Consider the following 23,508-nt stretch of genomic DNA (forward strand, 5'->3'; position numbering starts at 1 on the left):
AAAATAATGCATTTAAAGAGTTTTAATTGTAGATTAATTAAAACGAAATTAACCGTTGGATAAGTAAAATAATTTTTATATCTAATTTTCTATTTATTAGAGTTAGAATTTAAAAATGAAAATCTTATTTATGGGAGTTGTGTTTTTAACTTAATTATTTTTATTTTAAATTTAATTAAGTTGCTATTGTTTTTTTAACTGAAAATATTAAGCTTTTGTTTAATATTAACTTGTTTAATAACAAAACAACTATTTCTAAGTATTATTTGATCTATTTTGATTAATTTACTTAATAGAAATTGAATAATTTATAAAGGTTTAAATTTTATAATTTAAACATACCCACTTTTTAGGTTATAGCCATTTACAAGATTGATGTTTCTATGTCAAAGTCATAGTCATCATCTCGCAAATTCGCAAGAATATCAGATAATGTCAAACTATACTGTGTACAAACCTTATTAAAGTCCAGAAATATATATTCAATGTTATTTCATTGTGGTGATGAATAATTAATTTGTCGTATTCTTACTGTCAATTTGCTACATTACCACATAGAAAGTTATATTGAAATCAAAAAATAATAGATAATTTAATCATAAAAACCTAAAATTACTAAAGTCATTTCTGCCTTTCTTTGACTTTGGTATAAATTAAAAATTGTAGAAAATACCCACTTAAATAATTTTTAAAAATAAAACTCATATACTTATAAATAAAAAAATAATGATAATATTTCATAAATTCTTTCGAAGTCGATTATATAGATGCTTAAATAAATTTAATGTTTTCAAGTTTTAAGTTTACGATTTTAGAATTTATACATTGAGTAAAATTGGTTTCATTTTGAGCTTTGAAACTAATTTTAGAGAATAAGACTATATTGTTTATTTAAACCGTTTGTAAATAAATACTAATCTGGACTTTAGTCGTAACCACCTTTTAACCCTGAAAAGGTGGTTTTTATTTAGAAAAAATAAAAAGATGTAGAATTTATCTACATCTTTTTTTAATCTTGATCAATTAATCCTGCTTCATATAATTTTTTAAAATGACCAGGTGTATTTTTTAATTGACTAAATGTTCCTTGTTGAACAATACCTTTTCCATTTGCTCCTAAAACTAAGATTTCATCTGCATTTTTAATTGTTGAAAGTCTATGAGCAATAGAAACTGTTGTTCTACCTTTCATTAAAGAATCAAGTTTTGCTTGAATTTCTTTTTCAACAATGTTGTCTAATGCACTTGTTGCTTCATCAAGAATTAATATTTTTGGATTTTTTAAAAACATTCTTGCAATAACAAGTCTTTGTTTTTGTCCTCCAGATAACATGAATCCACGTTCTCCTAAAATTGTGTCATAACCTTCAGGCCAAGTCATCACCAAGTCGTGAAGTTCAGCTTTTTTACATGCTTCAATTACTTCTTCATTACTTGTTTCAAATTTTCCATATCTAACGTTTTCATACACATCTCCAAATAAAATTTGGGGATCTTGTTCAACGTATCCAATATGTTTTAAATAACTTGCTAGATTTAAATCTTTTAAATCATGTTTTTGGTTAATAATAATTTGTCCAGCACTTGGATCATAAAATCTTAATAATAGTTTTGCAATTGTTGATTTTCCACTTCCAGTTTCACCAACAAAGGCATAACTTTTTCCTTGTTTAAATGTAAAATCAAATTTTGGTAAAACCATTTTTTCTGGTTTTTCTGGATATCTAAATTCAACGTCTTTAAAGATAATATCTCCAGTAATTTGTTCAATTTGTTCACCATCAAAGTAATGAGGATTCATAATTGAAGGTGAATTGATAGTTTGATTTACTCTTGAAGCACTAACTGTTGCTTGTCCTAGACCAAATAATGCATTCATTATTTGGAATAATGGACTAATCATAATTCCTTGTGCTAAAGTAAATGCTGTAAAAGTTGTTTGGAAAAAATCTGCTGCTTTTGCTTGTTCATTTCCAAATATTAACATCGCCCCAATAATTGTTGAAAATTGTAATGCAAAGATTCCACCTCACATTGTTGTTAACATTAATGCTTGAATTTTACCAACTGTAATTGCTTTTTTATAATATTCTTTATGAACATTAATAAATCTTTCAGTTTCATAGTTTTCTGTTCCACTTGATTTAATTAATCTAACAGTGGCAACTCTATCTGTTACATTACCATTAATATCGGTAATTACTTCTCTTACTTTTATTGTTTTTCTTTTTGTAATAACAAAGAAGATACTCATAATACCAATAATAGTAAAGAATGCAGCAAGAGGTACAAATGCTAGATTTCAAGATAGAATAAACATTATTGTTGTACTACCAATTATTTCAAAGAATGATATACCAAATTGTAGGGGAACTTGCACTGCTTGGTCTCCTACAATTTGTGTATCTGAAATAATTTTAGTTAGGATTTCTCCAATTTTTTTATCAGAATAGTAAGAAATATCTTGTCTTACCAATGTTTCTAAACAGCGGTTACGTAAACTTATTTCAATTTTTTTACCCATTTTATATGCAAAGTAATCATATAAGAAAGATAAAACACAATAAGTTGCAATTATTGCTATTGCTATGTAAATCAATGTAGATCAATGAAGACCTCAATACCCAAGAGTTGCAGGTGCTGAAGCTTCAGGATCAATTCCAGCTACTTCTTCCATAATTGAAAGTGTCATTTGTAATGTTAATAATGGTAACATTACAAATGACACTTTCAATAGTTATACATAAAACAAGCATTGTCAGTGACAATACTCATTCCTTAGCATAATAGTGAATAATTGTTGGCAATAATCCGCCTTTAAATTTAATTTTTTTGTCTTTTTTTGTCATTCGAATCTTAACTCCTTTTAAATTGTAAATATAATTAGAAATTAAGGCCAGTTAATAAATTGGAATCAATAAAAAACATTTAAATTTATTTCTTAAACAACTTTAATAAATATTAAATAATTTTCATTAAAACCCCCTTTAATGAATTAATTCTAACATTTAAAAAAATTAAAGTCCAATAGTTTATTAATTTTGTCATTAATTTTGGTTTCAAGATAATGCTAAAAGAAAATTTAAGTGTTAAAATTGAAAATAAGGTAAATATTTTAAAATATTTACATTTTTTAGAAGGGTAATATTAATATGAATAGAGTTTCAAAAACATTAAGCCATATTGGATCATACTTTATGCTTGCTTCATTAGTACCAATCATGATAATTGCAGTATTTATGATGAGTGTACATAAATTAGCTGTTACTGGATTTGCTGCCTTAAAAGATGTTGGAGAATGATTAAATTCTCTTTCTGGTGAGGCTCTAATGGCAATTGCTTCAATTGGAGTTAGTATTTTTATTTTTACATTAATCATTTTTGGAGTAATTACATTTTTCCTAATTTTTATAAATTCACGTAAAGCTTATAAACAAAGAATTGGCTATTTTGTAGGAATATTTTTTGGAATAATTTTAGTAATAGCTACATTATTGCCATTAATTATTGTTTCTTCAACAGTTAATGAAGGAGTATGAACATTAATGATGGGAATGTTATTTATTTTTGCAGGTTTAAGTGGTATAACAATTGCAACTGGTTCAATATTTGGGATCTTTGCAGCCAAAACTTTAAAAGAAGAAATTGAAATTAAAACTAAAAAATAAATCATATACTTTTAATTATGTAAAAAAGTATATGATTTTTTTATATGTATTTTAAAATTTTTTTCTCTTTTTAACTTCTTTCTTTATTTCTAATATGATAGTAAAGTATTTATGAAAGAGAGCACAAATAAATTATTATGCCCTAAGGATTTTTAACTACATCAGGAGTTGCTGCAACTACAATTTGTGACGAGGGAATAAAAGAATTAAACAAACAAGATAGGTTAATAAAAATAAACGTAGTTGGAAGTTAATATATAGACTCTAATTATTTTTGAAAAATTTATGGTTGGTAGGGAGGGTTTAAGAAAGAAAGGTATTTTATAGATGTTTAAATTATTAACAATTTTGGGTAGTGTTGCGTTAGGTGCTCCAAGCATTATTAATGTGGCAGTAAACATTAATGAAGAAATTGATCAAAATAGAATTTCAAATACTCAAATAATTTCATCACTTGATGAAAAAGGAAATTTATATTTTGAAAATATAAATGAAAATAGTAATGAACTAAATTCAATGTATAAAAGAAGTATTTTAACTAATTTATCTTGAAATTTCTATGACTTTGCATATAGTAATGAATTTATTTATGAATTTTATGAAGGTAAGGGTATAAATGTACTTAATTCTAAAATTAGAATATCAAATATTGATGGTAAAGAAATTGATACTTTAAAAGTAACTTATAATAAGCCAACATTTATACAAAGTGTAGAAGTTATTGGAGAAATAATATATTTTGTTACATATTCTTTTAATGTTGAAGGAGCATCATGAAATTTATGATCAATTGAAGAAAATAAACTAAATGATTTAGGAGTTTTAGATTTTGGTAGAAATATATTGACTCAAAATTTAACGCTTTTAAATTATAATAATCAATTATTAATAAATACAATTGATGAATTGCCACAGACAGGTAATACATATCTATATCGATATACAAAAGAAAATAACTTAGAGTTAATGTCTCAAATTTTAGATGCAGCAAGAAGAACAGATTGAAATCAAGAATATACAATATTTAATGGAAATTTATATATACAATTTTCTGATGGTTTATATAAATTTGAAGATAAAGGAAGTTACTTTGAATATCATAATTTTGAATTCAATTATCCAGAAAATTTAATTTCAACTGAAGAAAAAATATATTTTACAATTGATAATATAACTGAAGAAGGCGAAATTATAGGTGAAATATTTATGTCATTTGATGGAACTATATTTAAAGAAGAATTTATAACAGAACATGATGATATCAATTCTTTAATTACATATGACAATGTTAATTTCTATATAACTTCTTATTTAAATAATGAAATTAATAAATATAATATTGATTCAAATCAGCTTGAATATGTTGCAAATTTAAAAGGTGATGAAATTGCAAAAGTAAAAAATGTTTTTATAAACTAAAAATATTTAAGATAAATAAATTATTATAGACAATATGATAAAAACCCCTTAATTTAAGGGGTTTTTAAAATTTGATTTGATTCATTACAACCCTTATGGTTGAGTAGTATTTTTAATAGATAAATGATATTATAAAAAAAGAACTATTTTTTTATATGGGAGGTGTATATGATGACTGGTGAAATCCAAACTTTTAATTATGTTGAATGTCGTGACGTTGAAATTTTAATTAAAGAAATGAAAAAATATATTAAAAATGAAAAATCAATTGAAGAAGTACGTCAAGCATATTATTTTGCCGAAGATAAACATAAGGAACAAAAGCGTAAAAATGGAGATCCATTTATTATTCACCCACTATCTTCAGCTTATTATTTGGCTCAATGAAGAATGGGACCAAAAACAATTATTGCTGGTCTTTTACATGACGTAATTGAAGATACACCTGTAACTTTTGATGAAATTGAAGAGTTATATGGAACTGATGTGGCTGATATTGTTGAAGCGGTTACAAAGGTGAGCTATTTTACAAAGGAAAATCGAGCACAAATGAAAGCTCAATACTTACGTAAATTATTCTTATCAATGATTCGCGATATTAGAGTTATTATTGTAAAAATTGCTGATAGAATGCATAACTTATTAACTTTAAAATACATGAAACCCGAAAAACAAAAGATAATTGCAAAAGAAACTTTAGAAATTTATTCAACAATTGCTCACAGAATTGGGATGAAATCTGCTAAAAATATTTTAGAGGATTACAGTTTTGAATTTTTAGATCCAGAAGAATATCATAGAATTATTGCTTTACTTGAAGAAGATAAAGAAGCAAGATATCAAATTATTAATGATATTATTCAAGAAATTAATAGCAAAATTGAAACTGATGGTTCAGTTGGTTCTGCAAGTGTTTATGGGCGATCAAAAACAATTTATTCAATTTATCGTAAAATGAATGTTTTTGGAAAATCATTTCAAGATATTAATGACATTTTAGCAATTCGTATAATTACTGGAACAATTGATGATTGTTATCGTATTTTAGGGTGAATTCACCAAATGTATACACCATTATCTGGAAGATTTAAAGACTATATTGCAACTCCAAAAAATAACTTGTATCAATCACTACATACAACACTAGCAAATAAAGATGGAATTATTTTTGAAGTTCAAATTAGAACAAAAGATATGGATGATATTGCCGAACATGGTGCTGCTGCTCACTGAAAATATAAAGAAGGTGAAGGTTCAGTTGATATTGCAACAAAACAAAGAGAGATTGACAAAAAAGTTGATATGTTTACAAGATTGATGAATCTTGAAAAGTTAGCAGTTGATGGTGAACAAAGTGAATATGAAATGGATGTTGATTCATTAGAACAAGAAATTGAAGAAACAGTTAAATCAGATTATTTAACTGCTATGATTTATATCTTAACACCTGATGGACAAGTTGTTACTTTACCATTTGGTTCTTCAGTTTTAGACTTTGCTTATAAAATTCACACAGATGTAGGACATCGCACAATTGGGGCTAAAATTAATGGGGTATTTTCTCCATATAATACAACTTTGAACTCTGGAGAAATGGTTGAAATTCAAACTTCAAACGATACTGAGCCTCAAGATAAGTGATTGCGATTTGTAAGAACTTCAACTGCAAGAAAAGCAATTGAAAACTTCTTAGCAATCAAGAAAAAAGAAGAAGACAAAAAAGAAGAAATTACTAATCAAAAAATGATTAGAACTACTAAAAAAGAAATTGAACGCTATATTATAGCTCACAATTTAAAATGACAAGTTAACTCTTTTGAAGAAATGCAAAAGAAATTAAAAGTTTTAGATTATAAAAACATTGATGAATTCTTATTGTCGGTTGCAAAAGGTGACTTTACAATTCCTGAAGCAGTTGATGTTGTATATGTTTCAAAAGAAAACTTAACAGACATTGAAACAATTAATGATATGAAAACTCGTAAATACAAATCAAATTTAGGTAGAGATGATTTAAGAATTAATGGGATGGAAAAAGTTAGTTGTTCAATTGCACAATGTTGTTTTCCAATTCCAGTTGAAAATGTAACAAGTTTCTTATCAAAAACTAAGGGTATTCAAGTACATAGAAGTGAATGTGTCAATATTGTCAACATTCGTAAAGTTAGAAACTTATTACCAACTGAATGAATTGTTAAAAATACAAAAGATAAAAGATATAATACAAAAATTAGATTCTTAACATATGATCGTCCAGGAATTTTAATGGATGTTATTAATGTTTTTTCTTCAAAACGAATAAATATTGCTGAAGCCAAAATTATTACAAGTGAAGAAGACTTTATGGGTAAAGGAAGTATGATTATTGAAACTGAGGGAGTTGAACAACTAAACTCAACTTTAAAAACACTTTCTGAAGTTCCAGGAGTTGTAAAAGTTACAAGAGCTTTAACTTCAGGAGATAATTTTGAATAATAGAACCTTTTAAATGGTTCTATTTTTTTATCTTTTTTTGTTAAACTAAATTTATGAAAACAAAAATCACAATTAAAGATATTACATTAACAGGATTGTTAACAGCATTAATGGTTAGTGTAGCTTTACCATCATACTTTTTAGCTGGAATTTTAAATAAGTCAATATTTCAATTAAGTGACATTATTTTCTTTTGTTTATTATCAACAATTAGTTTAAAAATTTTGTCAGTTAGTTCATTAAGCGCCACAATTTTAATTGATTTATTTTTTGGAGGATTAATTTATATACCATTTTCAATCATAATTAAAGTTTTAATTTTTTTAACTGTATATATATTTAAAAATTATTTAAAGTGAAAAATAGTTTTTATTATTCCAATTGCGTATTTACATGTTTTTTGATATGTATTAGTAGCCTATATTTTATTTGATTCTTCAGTTGTGATGGTTGAATTTATTACAGATATTATTCAATATAGTGTAACTGTGTTTGGCGCTATTTTAATATGTTCATCAATTCAATTAAAAGCATACCTTAAAAATAAAAATGAAAATATTGCTTCAAATTAATAAAAAATTTTTGAAAATAATGGTATTATAAGCAAGGAACTTGAGAATTGCTTATTTTTTAAACAACTTCAGGTTCATTTAAATGGATTTAGAGTGTTAATGTAAATATTTAAGTTAGTGGAAAATATTTAAATTGTGGGAAATTTGAATATTACTTTTATTTCAAAAAAATGCTATTGTTAAAGAAACTTGTTAAACATACTACATTTATACTCTAAATTGAGTTGTAAAAATAGAAACTTATTGTTTCTATTTTTATTTATTTGAAACTAAAAAACTCATCCCATCAAAATTTTGAATAATTTCTTTTTTAGTTTAATGTTAAAATTATTATGAAAGTTTTACTTACTTTAATTAAGTTGGTAGGGTGGGTATGTTGAAAGAAAGGTTAAATGTATGAAAAAATGTTAAGTTTGTTAGCGGTGACTTCTTTAGTTATTTCTACTACATCACAGCTTGTTTTTAATAATATTGATGTATATTATTCTTTACCTCAACAAAAACTTGAAGATATTGAACGAGCAATTGAATCAAAAACTGTTGCAATAAATTATAAAGATAGTTTAGGTTTATGAGCTGATGCAGGAAAATCACCTTGGGTTTGAGTTGAAACTTATAAAACTATTTCACATAACAGTTTTTCAATAGATCTTTATGATTATATTTCACAAGAAGTAATATTAGAAAATACTTATTTGGAATTTGACATAAGTAGTACAGAAGTAAAAAGTAGTAATGCTCCTGCTTCTAGTTTTGCTGATGGAGATAAAATTTTAACAATAAAATGACAAGACTTAAAAGAAAATCAAGATAATTATTTTTCTTCAGGTTGAACACAGGATTCTCGAAAACATGGAGATGGTATAAGAGGCAAAGCGGAATTCAAAATTATTAAAAGTGGAAGTAAAATATCATGAAATACTGAAATTACTAACTTTGCGTATAATACTGGAAATGGTAATATTAATACTGCAGGTAAAGGGTCAGTTTATTTTGGTCTTGATAATGTAAAAATAAATTATGTAGTATAGTAGTTAATTTAAAAACTAAACTATTTGTTTAGTTTTTATTATAAAGGAGAACACTATAAATGATCTGTTTAAATGGGATAAATAAAAAGATTAAAAATAAGAATATATTAGAAGATGTTACATTTACAATTAAAGAAAATGAAATAACAGCTTTTGTTGGTGATAATGGAGCTGGAAAGACAACGACAATTAAAGCAATATTTGGTGAGGTTAAGATTGATAGCGGAACTATAATTTTTGAAGATATTGATAAGAATAAAGATGTTGCATTTTTTCCTGATTCAAATAATTTATCGTTAAATATAACCTTATATGAATATTTATATTATTTATCAAAATTATACAAAATAGAATCTGAATTAATTTCTTCAAAAATTATAGAAATTTTAGAATTATTAGCTTTGAAAGAGTATTCTAAAAATATTATAAAAACTCTTTCAGCAGGACAAAAGAAAAGAATTATTTTAGCAGGAATAATTCTTCAAAAGCCTAAGGTAATTATTTTTGATGAGCCAACATCTAATCTTGATGTTCAAGGAAGAGTAGAATTGCTTAGTTTAATTAAAAAAATGAATGAAGAATTAAAAATAACAATTATGATTACATCTCATATTATAGATGAGTTAGATGAAATAGCACAAAACTTAATAATAATAACCTCAGGAAAAATTGTATATGATTCAAAATTAAAAGAGAATGAGAAAATAATTGATATATACAGTAAATATGCAAATAAAAAAGTTATTGATAGTAATGAATTAATTAAAAAAATGAAGGGTGATTATTAGATATGTTTTTATTAAATATTCGTTGACTTTGAAAAAATAAAATTGTATTTTGATTATCAATAACATTATTAGTAACTTCTCTTATAATGGGGGGAATTTTATCTATTGTTTCAATGCAAACCACAACTCCTGAGCAATCAAGTTTTTTGGAATTTGCAAAAGTTTTAGAATTTGTATTTTTAACTGTAGTTTGATCACTATTAATAGTTACTGCGGTTGTTAGTTTATTTTCAGGCCAAATTAATAATGGAATTCATAATTTAGAAATAAGACTTGGTTATAAAACAAGTACGTCATTTTTTTACAGAATTTTATCATTGTATATTTATACATATATATTCTTTTTAATTACATTTCTTATTAAAGTATTATGTTTAACTATTCCCAATGATTTTGGTTATAATTTTAGTTACACAATATTATTAGGGAATTATTCTTTTATATTTTTATTGGTAAGTCTACTAATAATAATAACTTTATTTTTTGACTTATTAATTAAAGGTATTCTATCAATAATAATTGTATGAACAGTTTCAATTTTTATTATTCTATCGCCCATTATAAATATGTTTACATTTGTAAATTTACAATCTTCAAAAGAAAATTATTCATATGATGTTTTACGAACAAATAAGATTGAATATTGAAAAATTCAATCTAATGATTTAAAAAATATTCTGGACAATGATTTACAATCATGACAAGAAGATTATTTTGAATATATAACAGAATTTAGTCAAATATCGGCAAATAATATTTATGCTGGTGATGTATTAAAAGATAGTGAGATATTAGAAGGCAATAAAATTTATGATTTGTTGCTTAAAATTAATGATGCTTCAAAAGTTTTAAATAATAGTGAATGTAATTATGATGATTTTGGTTTTTTTACTAGAGTTATTAGTAAAAAAGAATGTTCTTTAACTTATGGTTATAAGCAAATGATTAATTATGAAAATTTCTCTTCTACAGAAAAACAAATAATTAATAGTTATATTAAAAACACAAAACTGTTTCAAAATAATATTTATGGTTCTTTAAATAGTCTATTGGCAGATGAAAGTATTTCTCTAAGTCAAGAAAAATGAGAAAAAATATTTATTGGAAGTAATTTATATGAAAATGGTTATTCTTCAATTCTTTTGGGATATACTATAAATTCATTTATTAATACATTTGCATTACAATTTAATACTTTTAGATATATTAAAGATGAACTTAATACTATTGAAGAATATAAATTTCTAGAGTTTTTACCTTTTTATCAGATTACAAAACTTTCAAATGGAAAATCAAATAATTCTGATTTAACAGCATATTATTCAATTTATTTTGGTATCTATAAAGTATTGCCAAATAGAATATTAACTTATAAATTAGATAATGATGAACTTATGGAATTTTATTCTTCTGATAGAATTAATTGAAATACTTCTTCATTAGAATCGATGCAAGCACCAACATTCGAAAATGGAGAATTAATATTGAGAGATAAAGATATAATATGAGATTATGTCCAAAGCAGTTTTAAAAATAATATTGATTATGTTTTTCTATTTTTTATTTATTTACTTATACCTTTAGTTTTAATTTATCCATCATATTTTTCTTACAAAAAAACTATTATTTATTAAAATTTTGATTTAATTTTAATAAATAATCCCCTTATTTTTTTATACAACCCACCATTACGGTTCTATTGTGTTTAAAGTAAAAAAATGCTATACTTATATTAATTATATTTAAGGGGATTTAAAGTATGCAAAAAGAGATGATCTATTTACCTATACATGAATTTGTCCAAGCTAATTTGGACTTCAATATTGCTTCAACAAGAAAAGATTCAGAATATGATTTCAATTTTACACGTTGAAAAACATTGATTTTTTCAAGTCAAAAACTGAAGTTTGTTTTAAAATATGCACAATCAGTTTTACAATGATTAAGTAAAGTTGTTGATGTTAAAAACTTTAATGTATCAATTGATACAACAACAGTTGATAGATTCAACTTCTCAATTTATGAATTTGATACTCATATCTTCAACTGTAGTTTATTTACAAACTTCTACTTAATTCCAGAAGGAGATTGAGCTTCAAAAATCTTTGAAATGCATTTTTCAAAATTTGACTTAATTAATGGTAATTTAACAACAACTGAACAAACAAGCTTTTGAAAAGGTGAAGAAGGTTTTGAAAAATTTGTAAACATGCTTTATGCAATTATGAAAGAACCTTACAAATTTGAAAAACAAGCACCAATTCAATGACAAGTTGACTTTAAAGATAAAAAATTATCAAGTTCACAAATTAGAATGCAAATTGCTTCACTTGTTCAAACTGGAATTAGACCTGAAGATCCATATTTAACAATTGAACAAGCAATGAAAATTGAACAAGGAGCAAATCCTGATGTGGTTGCACAAGAAGCAAAAGCTGAAAGTGAACAAAAACAAGTTATCAATCCAATTTGAGATGAAGCAATTGAACAAGAAACAAAATATAGAGATTTAAACTTCGCAATGGCAAAATCTCGTGGTATTGATCCAAATAAACAAAAAAAGAAAAGAAAATAAATAATATAATTGATACATCTACTAAGGATGTATTTTTTATTGTTTTACTATTTTGGTTGAAAATGGTTGAAAAATATTATTTTTGGTTGTTTTTGGTTGTTTTTTAAAATAAAGGGTATAAAATAAAAAATGAGGTGTAAATATGTTAAGAGAAGAGAGACTAAAACTAATTTTAGATTTTGTAAATTCAAATGGTTATTGTTCTAATGAAGATATTTCAAAAGCTCTAAACATTCCTTTTACTACCTTGAGAAGAGATTTAACTGATTTAAACGATGAATGCAAATTAAAACGTGTTAATGGTGGAGCACAATCAATTAAAGAAAGATCAATTTTAGAATTAAAATTGGACGAAAAACTAACAGCAAATGTTGAAGCTAAAAAAACAATTGCCAAAAAAGCATTGCATTGTATTAAACCTGGAGAAACTATTTTCTTAGATGCAGGGTCTAGTACATATTATTTAGCTCAACTTATCAATCCGCAATTAAATATTAGAATTTATACTAACTCAGTGATTAATGCACAAGTATTAGCTAATAATGGAGTAACAGATATTTATCTGTTACCTGGAAAATTAAAATTAACAACAGGAGCAATATGTGGAGTTGAAACTATTAGTGCTATTAAAAAATATAATTTTGATGTAGCATTTATTGGTGTCAACGCTGTTGATAATGAATTTAATTTCTATACAACAGATGATGATGAAGCCGAAGTTAAAAAAACAATTATTTTAAATTCGCAATTTGCCTTTGGACTTGCAGATACTAGTAAAATGAAATCAAAATCATTTATTAAATTCAGTGATAAAAGTCAAATTGCTTTAATAAACGAAGAGGTATAACAATGATATATACAATAACATTAAACCCAGCAATTGATCATATAATTTTGGCTGATAAACCAATTGATCTGGGAATAACTAATTATTACAACACAGAATATAAAGTTGTTGGTGGTAAAGGCATTAATGCAGGAGTTATATTAAAAAATTTACAATCACAAGTACAAGCTATTGGGATTATGGGATTGGATAATAAAGAAATCTTTTTAAATAAATTTGAAGAAATTAATTTAAATTATAAATTCTTTTACAATCAGGGCAGTACGAGAGTAAATTATAAAATTAAGCATCTAGCTTCGCACCAAGAAACTGAGCTTAATGGTTTAGGATTTGAAGTAACTCAAGATACTTTAAAAGAGTTTTTAGATTATTTAAAAGATAATTTAAAACCAAATGATATTGTTATGGTTACTGGAAGTGTGGCTCGTGGTGTACAAAGAGATATTTATGAAATAATAGGGCAAATAGTTAATCAAAATTCAGCTTTATTAGTTTGTGATGCAACTAATGATTTATTAATAAATGCTTTAAAACAAAAGCCCTATTTAATTAAACCTAATTTAGAAGAAATCTGCTCAACATTGAATATTGAATTTAATGAAGATATTGATTTTGAACAAACCAAAGATTTAATTAAACAATTGCAAGGATTAGGAGCAAGAAATATTTTATTAAGTAAAGGATCACAAGGAAGTTTATATTTTGATGAAAATAATGATGTATATCAAGTGGGTATTGCAACAGGGAAATTAATCAACTCAGTGGGTGCTGGAGACAGTATGTTAGCTGGTTTTGTTCATGGAATTGATCAAAACTTCTCAGTAACAAAAACCTTACAATTTGCAGCTGCATCTGGAGCTGCAACTGCTTTTAACGAATGACTGGCATCTAAAGATGAAATTATTGCTTTAGTTGACCAAATTAAAGTAGAAAAAATTTAGGAGAGGTATTATATGGAATTAAAAGATTTATTTCATAAGCAAATTGCCTTCTTTAATGAAGATTTAAAAACTAAAGAAGAAGTTATTGACTTTTTAGCTTCAAAATTAGTAAAAGCAAAATTTGTTAAAGATGAAAGTGAATTTAAAGATGCGGTTTGAAAACGTGAAAATCAAGATTCAACAGGAATTGGAGATGGAATTGCTATTCCTCACGTTTTAAATCCAACTGTAAATTCTTCTGCAATTGCTTTTGTTAAATTAAAAAACGAAATTGATTGACAATCATTAGATGGTAAACCTACAGATTTAGTGTTTATGATCATGACAAACGGAAAAGATGGAAATGAACATTTAGAAGCATTGGCAAATCTTTCTGGATTCTTAGTAAAACAAGAAATTCAAGCAGGGTTAAGAAATGCCAAAAGTGTAACTGAAGTTCAAAACTTATTATCAACTAAAATTGAAAAAACAAATAAAGTTAGTGCTGATGGACATTATGATGTAATTGCAATTACAGCATGTCCTACAGGAATTGCTCATACTTATTTAGCTGCAGAAAAAATTGAAGAATATGCTTCTAATTTAGGAATGAGCGTTAAAGTTGAAACTCAAGGAAGAAGAGGAGTTGAAAATAAATTAACAAAAGCAGATATTGAAAATGCCAAAGTTATTATTTTAGCTCACGATAAAGCAATTAACGGTATGGCAAGATTTAACGGAGTTAAAGTTCTTGACACTACTACAAAAGATGCAATTTACAATGGAAAAGATTTAATTGAAAAATTTGATAAAAATCAAAATGTTAAATTAGTTGAAAATGCAAAAGATGACAGTGATGATTCAGTGGGTGAATTATCATTAACACAATTTAAAAAAGTTAAAGATAACTTACTAGCAGGGGTTTCAAGAATGTTGCCATTCGTTGTAGCTGGTGGAGTTATTTTAGGATTTGGATTCCTTTTAGATTATATTTATACAACAGCAATGGGTATGACAGCCATCGCAAATATTAGTGATTATGTCACAAAGGTAATGGGAATATCTCAAGCAGAATATAATGAGGTATATCAATACATTAGTACACCTGGATTTGATCCAGAAAATTCATTATCTATAACATGAAACTTATGAAATAATAAATTTGGAGAATTTAATGGTCAAGCAGGATGAACAATTGGAGCAGATGAATCATTGTATTATGCTGCTGGTTCATTTGGAACAATTTGAGGACCAGCTCATTTCTTCTCAGGAATTGGTAAAGTTGGTATGGAATTAATGATTCCAATTCTTGCAGGTTATGTATGTTACTCAATTGTTGGTCCTCAAGGATTAATGGTTGGAGCAACTGCTGGTTTATTTGCAAATGGAAATGGTATGGTTTATGGAACACCTGGTTCATGAGCTGGGGCTTGAAGTAGATTCTTACCAGATAACATTCAAGGTTTATCATCTGGATTTATTGGAGCATTAGTTGGTGCATATTTAGGTGCACTTGCAGTGTATGGATGAACTAAATTAATGAAAAACTTTGGTAAAGGATTACAAGGAGCACGTGACATCGTGTTTATTCCAGTATTATCACTATTATCTGTAGCAATTATTATGTTAGCAATTAATATTCCTTTAGGATATGTAATGTTAGGATTACAAGAAGGAATTACATTTATGGCAGAAAAAAACTTAATGTTTATTGTATGTACAATTATTGCCTTAATGATGTGTGTTGATATGGGTGGACCAATTAACAAAATTGCGTATACTTTAGGAGTATTGTCAGTAGGTTATGGATTGGTTAAAGATCCAAACTCAGTTGCATATGCAAATCAAACAATGATTATGTCAGCTGCTATGGCTGGGGGAATGATTCCTCCATTGGGAATTGCAATTTCAACAGTACTTTTCCCAAGACAATGAACTGCTAAATCAAAAGATTCAGCAAAAGCAAACTGATTAATGGGAGCATGTTTTATTTCAGAAGGTGCAATTCCATTTATGATTGAAGATCCAAAAAGAATCCCTGTTTCTGCAATGATTGGGGGAGCAATTAGTGGTGCTATTATTGGTGCATTACAAGTTACAATTGCAGCACCACATGGAGGAATCTTTGTTGTGCCATTAACTAACTCATTATTATTTGAAAGTGCATCAATGGCCAAAGCATTTGGAGTAGCTGGATACTTATTAGCAGTAGTTGCTGGTTCAGTTGCAATGGGAATCGTATTAGGTTTCTGAAGATTGGCAGATATTAAATCTGGAAAATTGGCATTAGCAACTTCAAATGGAGTTAAAGAAAGTATTGAAGCTAAAATTGCAAAATTTGCAAACAATGAATCAAAATTGGCTAAATACAATGAAAAATTAAATAAATACAACAAATTTGAACAAGATTTAAAAGCAAAACAATTGGCTTATCAAAATCAAATGACTGAAAAAGCTAAATTAAAAGCTAGTAAATAATTAAAAAAATCCTTGAAAAAAGGATTTTTTTGTCAAAAATAACTTTAAATAATATTATTTTTGATTAAAGGTTGAAGATAGCGTAATGCTTCATTGACACTTTCTAAATCTTCAATGATTTCTTTGGTAATACCATTAATCAATTCATTTTGATTATTTTTATAACGTTTAAATTTAGCAAAAGCTAAATCAATTCGATTTCCTTTTACTTTAAGAAAATAATTAACTAAAAGCATATCTGATTTTAAAACAATTTTTGCATTAGGTGAAAAATCCATTTCTTTATAATTCATAATTACTTTTGGTATTAATACTTTAAATGCTTCAAATTTATTGGCAGCTGTAAAGTAGAAATCTTTATCAAAAACTATTGATTCAGTTTGGCAAAGTGAATTGTAATCTTGATTATCTTTTAATTTTAAAATAAATGGTTGTGTTAAAAAAATATTTTTGGCATATCCAACTAAACTATAGTTAACAATACTAAAATCTTTTTTTAAAATCTTTTCATTTGGATTATTAACATTAACAGAAACCCAAAAATATAGGGAATATTTTTACGTTCAAATATAATTTTTGTACTAGAGTTGACATTTATATCATCAATTTGAGTTTCTGCTGTGCTTATTCCTTTTAATTTAAATTCACTATTTGGATCTAAAATTGCATAAAACATTTGATATATTCTAAATCAATCATATTGCTTTAATTGTTCATTATATTCTTTGATTAATTTATTTTTTTTACCTTTAAAGAAAAAAGTTAGACAAAGAAAAACTATAAATAATGCAATACATGTAAAGAAAAATATAAACATATAATAAAGTTGATTTAAGGTAAATAAACCCTCATAGTTTTGATCAATTTCAGGTTTTTCAATAGAAATATATATAAAAAATATTAAAGCATAAAACCCAGTTAATATAAAAAGAATGTAACTAATTCTAAAATAAATGGTTGCTCATTTAATTGCATGTGTATTGCTATACACAATAATTTCTTTATTAATAATTGATTTTAAATTTTGAAATGTTATTATATTAATTTCTTTTTTATTAAATATTGGTAATTCTATAGTTTTCAATTTTTTTATTTCTTTCTATCATTTACCATTTTCTAAAGTATTTTATCTTATTTTATAAATATTTTTAATAGTTTTTAAAATAACACTTATTGATTAGTTTTTTTGATAAAAAGTTAGTGAATTTAAACTTGATATTCAATGAATCAAGATTGGAATAATTTATATTGGATATCACTTTTAAATTATTCAAATCATTTTTATCATTTATTAAATGCTATAAATATTGATAAAGGAGAAAATAATACTAAAGTACAATTAATAATTACTAAGAATAATAAACAAGCAATAATTACTTATTGATTTCAAAAACCAAATTTCTATAATAGTCCTGATAAAGTAATTATTTCTAAATCTAATTTAGATAGTACAAATATTGTAATTTGAATAATGTGTTTTATTGTAATAGGATACTTAATAGCTACATTACTAACTATAATTTACTTTATTTTCTATTTAAAACATCTATTTAAAATTAAGTAAATACTATTTTGATCCTTAAATATGTTGATATTGATTATAATTAGATAAAAACTTAAAAAATATTCTAAAAAGTAGATTTGACATCTACTTTTTATTTACTATTTTTTTACTTAATACAATATTTATTTTGGTGTAAAATTAATAAGTTAGAAAAAGGTGAAATTTTATGATACAAAAACCAAGAGGAACTGTTGATTTATATGATAAAAAAGTCAAAGAGTTTTTTGCTTTAGAAATGATTATTCGCAATATTGTGGATTTATATAATTATTCAGAAATTAAAACTCCTATCTTTGAATCAACAGATTTATTTTTAAGAGGTGTTGGGAGTGAAACTGACATTGTTAGCAAAGAAATGTATACATTTAATGATAAAAAAAATCGTTCACTTACTTTAAAACCAGAAGGAACTGCACCAACTGTAAGAGCAATTTTGGAAAATAAAATGTATATCAATGAAAATTTACCTTTAAAACTATTTTATTTTTCAAACATGTTTCGTTATGAACGTCCTCAAAATGGAAGACAACGTCAATTTACACAATTTGGGGTTGAAGTGTTTGGACCTAAAAATGCATTGATTGACAGTGAAGTTTTATGCTTAGCTGTAAATATTTTAAATGCAATTGGAATTGAAAATTATTCTGTTCATTTAAATTATTTGGCAACAGGAGAAAATCGTCAAAAATATATTGCTGATTTAAAAATTCAATTATCAACTTTACAATTATGTGATGACTGTCAAACAAGAATTAATACAAATCCCTTAAGAGTTTTGGACTGTAAAGTTGATAGTGCAAAATTTAGTGACATTAAAGATATGAAAGAATATTTAAGCCAAGAAGATCAAACACAATATAGTCATTTAAAAACTACTTTAGATAATTTAGCAATTAAATATCAAGAAGACAAATTATTAGTTCGTGGTTTAGACTATTACACAGGTTATGTATTTGAAATCAAAGATAAAAATGGATCAACTTTACTTGGTGGGGGAAGATTTGACAACTTAGTCAATGAATTAGGACAAGTTGATTTACCAGCTGCAGGATTTGGAATGGGAATTGAAAGAATTGTTCTTGCTCTTGAAGAGGCAAACATTTCTTTAAGTGAGCAAACAACACTTGATGCATACATTATTGGTTTAAGTGATAAAGCAAAACAATTTTCAAATATCTTATTGTTAATGTTAAGAAGTGCTGGTTTAAAAGTTGATTTTGACTATATGAACAGAAGTATGAAATCAGCTTTTAAACAATCTGAAAAACTAAATGCTCAAAATATAATAATTATTGGAGATAATGAATTAAAAGAAAATGTGGTTGTAATTAAAAATCAAATCACTAAAACAGAACAAAAAGTTAATTTTGATCAAATTGTAGAAACAATTATGAAAGGAAAATAAATTTTATGAAAAGAACACATACATGTGGACAATTAAACATTGCAAATGTTAATCAAACAGTTACTTTACAAGGTTGAATTGCAAAAGTGCGTAAAATGGGAGCACTTACTTTTGTAGATTTACGTGATCGTTATGGAATTACTCAATTAGTAATTGGAGAAGAATTGAATCAATTCAATGATATTTTAAAAAATGAATTTGTAATTGAAGTTACTGGAAAAGTGATTGAAAGAAAATCAAAAAATAAAGATTTAACAACTGGAGAAATTGAAATTGAAGTTTTAAATATTATTTTAATTAATAAAACTGAATTAACTCCTTTTGAAATTAAAGATAACATTGAAGCACAAGAAGATACACGTCTAACATATCGTTATTTAGATTTACGTCGTCCAGAAATGCAAAAAAAATTAATTGTAAGAAGTCAAATGAATCATTCAATTAGAAACTTTTTTATTGAAAATAACTTTCTTGAAATTGAAACACCATTTTTTGGTAAATCAACTCCAGAAGGAGCACGTGACTTTTTAGTTCCTTCAAGATTAAATCAAGGGAAATTTTATGCTTTACCTCAATCTCCTCAATTGTATAAACAATTGTTTATGATTTCAGGATTAGATCGCTACTTTCAAATTGTTAAATGTTTTAGAGATGAAGATTTAAGAATTGATCGCCAACCTGAATTTACTCAACTTGACATGGAAATGAGTTTTGCAAATGGAGAAGATGCAATGAACATGATTGAAGCAATGTTCAAAAGACTTGTTTTAGATGTTAAAGGAATTGATATTAAAGAACCCATTCAAAGAATGAGTTGAAATGAATCATTTGATAAATATGGAAATGATAAACCAGATTTAAGATTTGGTTATGAAATCAATACAGTTGATCAATTATTTGAAAATACACAAATTCCTTTATTTTCAAATTTAGAAAATAAAACTATTAGAGCAATTTGTGTTGAAGGTTTATTAAACAAAAAAGAATTAGAAGCATTAACAGAAACTTCAAAACAAAATAGTGTCAATATTTTAGCATTTGCAAAATATGATTTAAATGAATGAAGTGGATCAATTGGATCAAAGTTAAGTGATAATGAAAAGCAAAATTTAATTAGTCATTTTAATATTCAAAAACCAGTCACAATTTTATTTACTGTTGAAGAATATGAAAGAGCTTCAAAAGCATTAGGAGCTGTAAGAAATCATGTTGCAAAACTTCAAGATTTATTAGATGAAAATGATTTAAAGTTTGTATGAATTGTTGATTTTCCTTTATTTGAATTTTCAGAGGAAGAAAATCGCTTTGTAGCAGCGCATCACCCATTTACAAGCCCAATTGATGAACACTTGAATAGTTTTGACAAGGATATGAAAAATGCTTTTGCAAAAGCCTATGACATTGTCTTAAATGGTTTTGAAGTTGGCGGGGGAAGCCAAAGAATTACAAATGCAAGTATTCAACAAAGAATGTTTGATGCAATTGGTTTAACAAAAGAACAAATTGAACAAAACTTTGGTTGATTTGTAAATGCCTATAAGTATGGAGCACCATATCATTCTGGATGTGCTTTAGGATTAGATAGAATTTGTATGTTATTAACTGGAAGTGAAAACATTAGAGAAGTAATTGCTTTTCCAAAAAATTCATCTGGAATTGATCCAATGACAAATGCACCAGATACTGTAAGTCAATCACAATTAGAGGAATTGGCTATTAAATTAAATTAATAAAGGGGAAAGAATATGTCAAAAGCTAAAATAGTTTATGCTAGTCAAACTAAAAATACAGAAGAAATAGCCTATATTGTTTCAAATCGATTAGAAAAATTAGGGGTTGAAGTAGATATTGAAGAATGTTGAAATGCAACTCCAAAATCATTTCAAGAATATGATATTTGTATTGTTGCAACATATACTTATGGAGATGGCGATATTCCAGATGAATTAATTGATTTCTATTATGATCTAAAAAAAGTAGATCTTAAAGGTAAAATTTATGGAACATGTGGGTCAGGAGACCGTTTTTATGAACATTTTGCAGTAGCAGTTGATGATTTTGCAGCAGCATTTGAACAAGCAGGTGCTATTAAAGGTAGTGAAAGTGTCAAAATTGAACTTGATCCAAAAGAAGAAGATATTCAAGAATTAGAAAAATTTTGTCAGCAATTAGTTGATAAATTAACTTAAAAGACTTTTACAAAAGTCTTTTTATTTTATTTTTGGCACAAATAAGAATATTTCATATTTAATTTCTATAAAACCCAGTATTTATAGTTATTGTAAATAATAATCAAATCATATAAAATACTTTTATAGATAAAAGAGGAAGTTCATATGAGTGTAAATGACAGCGTAAAAGATCTTATTGGTAATTTCTTTAGAATGGATACAAATCTTGAATATTTTGCACCAGGATATATTGGTACAAAAAAGATCACAGAAGATAAAATACCATGATTGGGGTTAAGAAATTTAAATAGAGCTATTTATCTAGCAACAACATTTAACTTTTATTTCTTTGAAACTATGATTGCTGATATTTCAATTGCAATGGATGCAAAAGGGGTAGAACCAATTGTAATTGAAGCAAGAGATAATTTTACTAAATTTATTGAATTAGAAAAATTAGGGTTCTTGCAATCAAGAGTTCAAGTATTACCAGGTCCACAAATGCTGGTATTAAAAGATATTTATAAATTTATGACAAATAATTTTAATAAATTTAATGATTTCTTTGAAAATGATCCAAACATTAAATTATTAGCACAACATCAAGGTGCGTTATCAGCTCCATTATTCTTAGAAGATGATGAAGTATATGAATACTATGAAAAAGGTGCTAAATTAATATTTGCAAGTAGTAAAAAATAATTTACTGCTTTTTTTATACTCAATTTAAGAATTAAAAAAACATGTTTTATAACATGTCTTATTTTTTTATAGCTTGTTCACCAGTTTTGTGAAGTCTTACAGTAACTGTTGCCTCACCTGTAATTCATGATCCATCTGTACCTCAATATTTTACAGTAATTGATTGCGATTCTAATTCAAGATTTTTAATAACTTTATCTCAATCATTTTGATAAGTTTTACCTTTTTGTACTAAATCTTGGTTATTTGGATCAATATCAAATTGATTTTTAACTGTTGTATTAAACACTGAATCTACTTGTGTTCCAATTAAAATTCATGCATATTCAACTGGATCAGTTAAATCAGTTCAACCTTTTTCAATGGCTTCTTCGGCACTTGCAAATTGACTTTCTCAGTCCATTACAAACCCTGTGGCCATGTCTAAAGATTCTTGTGCTTCACCTAAATTACCATTATCTTCTGGGTTAGGTGTTTCTGGATCAGTTGGTCCTGGATTTTCTGGATCAGTTGGTCCAGGTTCAGGAGCAATAACTTCTTCTTGATATTCTCAAGATAAAGTAACTTCTCCAGTTACTGGAAGGAAAAAGTCACTTTTTCCAGCTAATGTTACACTTCCTGTATCATTTGAATAATCTACAGTTCCTTTAATATCATATTGTAAAGAACTAATTACTTTTAGTTTCTTTATTGCTAATTTAATACCGTTGTCGTCCTTAGAATTTATAATTATTTTATTGATATTTGTGAAAATGTCTGTCATATCCCCAGTTGCAAATGTTTCTACATCACCTGGATCACAAGATATTACACTTGAAGCTCCAGTTGCAGTAACGGATGCAGCACCAATTATTGACAATAATTTTTTCATAAAAATGCACCCCCTTATAAAT

20 protein-coding genes are annotated in these 23,508 nt (G+C 25.9%); 16 read left to right on the forward strand and 4 right to left on the reverse strand.

Annotated features, from left to right (window positions below; translation table 4 throughout):
- Positions 1-1,009 precede the first annotated feature (1,009 nt).
- Positions 1,010-2,716 carry an ABC transporter ATP-binding protein gene (locus tag SCULI_RS02450; RefSeq protein ID WP_025363053.1) on the reverse strand — a complete coding sequence of 569 codons (1,707 nt, stop codon included), beginning with the start codon at positions 2,714-2,716 and terminating at the stop codon, positions 1,010-1,012.
- A 436-nt stretch (positions 2,717-3,152) separates the two neighbouring features.
- On the opposite strand from SCULI_RS02450, the gene SCULI_RS02455 reads away from it, so the two are divergent.
- From SCULI_RS02455 to SCULI_RS02505, 11 genes are all read left to right on the forward strand, one after another.
- Positions 3,153-3,668 carry a hypothetical protein gene (locus tag SCULI_RS02455; protein ID WP_025363054.1) on the forward strand — a complete coding sequence of 172 codons (516 nt, stop codon included), beginning with the start codon at positions 3,153-3,155 and terminating at the stop codon, positions 3,666-3,668.
- Positions 3,669-3,995: 327 nt separating this feature from the next.
- Positions 3,996-5,087: a hypothetical protein gene (locus tag SCULI_RS02460; RefSeq protein WP_025363055.1), complete on the forward strand. Its 1,092-nt coding sequence runs from the start codon at positions 3,996-3,998 to the stop codon at positions 5,085-5,087.
- 168 nt (positions 5,088-5,255) lie between these two features.
- The gene (locus SCULI_RS02465; protein ID WP_148294460.1) at positions 5,256-7,562 is read left to right on the forward strand and encodes a RelA/SpoT family protein; all 2,307 of its coding nucleotides are present in this window, start codon (positions 5,256-5,258) and stop codon (positions 7,560-7,562) included.
- Positions 7,563-7,615: 53 nt separating this feature from the next.
- Complete coding sequence (locus SCULI_RS02470; RefSeq protein WP_025363057.1) at positions 7,616-8,134, forward strand: ECF transporter S component family protein; 519 nt, start codon at positions 7,616-7,618, stop codon at positions 8,132-8,134.
- Between the two features lie 392 nt (positions 8,135-8,526).
- Positions 8,527-9,165, forward strand: a complete 639-nt coding sequence (locus tag SCULI_RS02475) for a hypothetical protein (protein ID WP_025363058.1) — start codon at positions 8,527-8,529, stop codon at positions 9,163-9,165.
- A 59-nt stretch (positions 9,166-9,224) separates the two neighbouring features.
- On the forward strand, positions 9,225-9,953 hold the full coding sequence (locus SCULI_RS02480; protein ID WP_025363059.1) for an ABC transporter ATP-binding protein: 729 nt from the start codon (positions 9,225-9,227) through the stop codon (positions 9,951-9,953).
- A 2-nt stretch (positions 9,954-9,955) separates the two neighbouring features.
- A complete protein-coding gene (locus SCULI_RS02485) occupies positions 9,956-11,587 on the forward strand; it encodes a hypothetical protein (protein ID WP_025363060.1) in 1,632 nt (543 codons plus the stop codon).
- A gap of 125 nt (positions 11,588-11,712) precedes the next feature.
- Positions 11,713-12,528, forward strand: a complete 816-nt coding sequence (locus tag SCULI_RS02490; RefSeq protein WP_025363061.1) for a hypothetical protein — start codon at positions 11,713-11,715, stop codon at positions 12,526-12,528.
- Positions 12,529-12,670: 142 nt separating this feature from the next.
- Positions 12,671-13,375 (forward strand): DeoR/GlpR family DNA-binding transcription regulator, encoded by a 705-nt coding sequence (locus SCULI_RS02495; RefSeq protein ID WP_025363062.1) that lies wholly within the window; start codon positions 12,671-12,673, stop codon positions 13,373-13,375.
- A 2-nt stretch (positions 13,376-13,377) separates the two neighbouring features.
- The gene (locus SCULI_RS02500) at positions 13,378-14,316 is read left to right on the forward strand and encodes a 1-phosphofructokinase (RefSeq protein WP_025363063.1); all 939 of its coding nucleotides are present in this window, start codon (positions 13,378-13,380) and stop codon (positions 14,314-14,316) included.
- A gap of 12 nt (positions 14,317-14,328) precedes the next feature.
- Positions 14,329-16,773 (forward strand): PTS fructose transporter subunit IIABC, encoded by a 2,445-nt coding sequence (locus SCULI_RS02505; RefSeq protein WP_025363064.1) that lies wholly within the window; start codon positions 14,329-14,331, stop codon positions 16,771-16,773.
- 44 nt (positions 16,774-16,817) lie between these two features.
- On the opposite strand, the gene SCULI_RS02510 is transcribed toward SCULI_RS02505, so the two are convergent.
- Positions 16,818-17,066: a hypothetical protein gene (locus SCULI_RS02510; RefSeq protein ID WP_038648046.1), complete on the reverse strand. Its 249-nt coding sequence runs from the start codon at positions 17,064-17,066 to the stop codon at positions 16,818-16,820.
- 203 nt (positions 17,067-17,269) lie between these two features.
- Positions 17,270-17,857 carry a hypothetical protein gene (locus SCULI_RS02515; protein ID WP_025363066.1) on the reverse strand — a complete coding sequence of 196 codons (588 nt, stop codon included), beginning with the start codon at positions 17,855-17,857 and terminating at the stop codon, positions 17,270-17,272.
- Between the two features lie 138 nt (positions 17,858-17,995).
- Here SCULI_RS02515 and SCULI_RS02520 point away from each other — a divergent pair, with 138 nt between their 5' ends.
- From SCULI_RS02520 to SCULI_RS02540, 5 genes are all read left to right on the forward strand, one after another.
- Positions 17,996-18,337: a hypothetical protein gene (locus SCULI_RS02520; RefSeq protein WP_025363067.1), complete on the forward strand. Its 342-nt coding sequence runs from the start codon at positions 17,996-17,998 to the stop codon at positions 18,335-18,337.
- Positions 18,338-18,503: 166 nt separating this feature from the next.
- On the forward strand, positions 18,504-19,742 hold the full coding sequence (gene hisS, locus SCULI_RS02525) for a histidine--tRNA ligase (protein WP_025363068.1): 1,239 nt from the start codon (positions 18,504-18,506) through the stop codon (positions 19,740-19,742).
- Positions 19,743-19,747: 5 nt separating this feature from the next.
- Positions 19,748-21,472: an aspartate--tRNA ligase gene (gene aspS / locus SCULI_RS02530; protein ID WP_025363069.1), complete on the forward strand. Its 1,725-nt coding sequence runs from the start codon at positions 19,748-19,750 to the stop codon at positions 21,470-21,472.
- Positions 21,473-21,487: 15 nt separating this feature from the next.
- A complete protein-coding gene (locus tag SCULI_RS02535) occupies positions 21,488-21,931 on the forward strand; it encodes a flavodoxin (protein WP_025363070.1) in 444 nt (147 codons plus the stop codon).
- 147 nt (positions 21,932-22,078) lie between these two features.
- Positions 22,079-22,615 carry a hypothetical protein gene (locus SCULI_RS02540; protein WP_025363071.1) on the forward strand — a complete coding sequence of 179 codons (537 nt, stop codon included), beginning with the start codon at positions 22,079-22,081 and terminating at the stop codon, positions 22,613-22,615.
- Positions 22,616-22,673: 58 nt separating this feature from the next.
- Here the strand turns inward: SCULI_RS02540 and SCULI_RS05760 are convergent, their stop codons facing one another.
- Entirely contained in the window at positions 22,674-23,486 is an 813-nt protein-coding gene (locus SCULI_RS05760) for a lipoprotein (RefSeq protein WP_025363072.1), read from the reverse strand.
- Between the last annotated feature and the right edge of the window lie 22 nt (positions 23,487-23,508).

The organism is Spiroplasma culicicola AES-1 (genome assembly GCF_000565175.1).
Taxonomy (GTDB): Bacteria; Bacillota_I; Bacilli_A; order Mycoplasmatales; family Mycoplasmataceae; genus Spiroplasma_A; species Spiroplasma_A culicicola.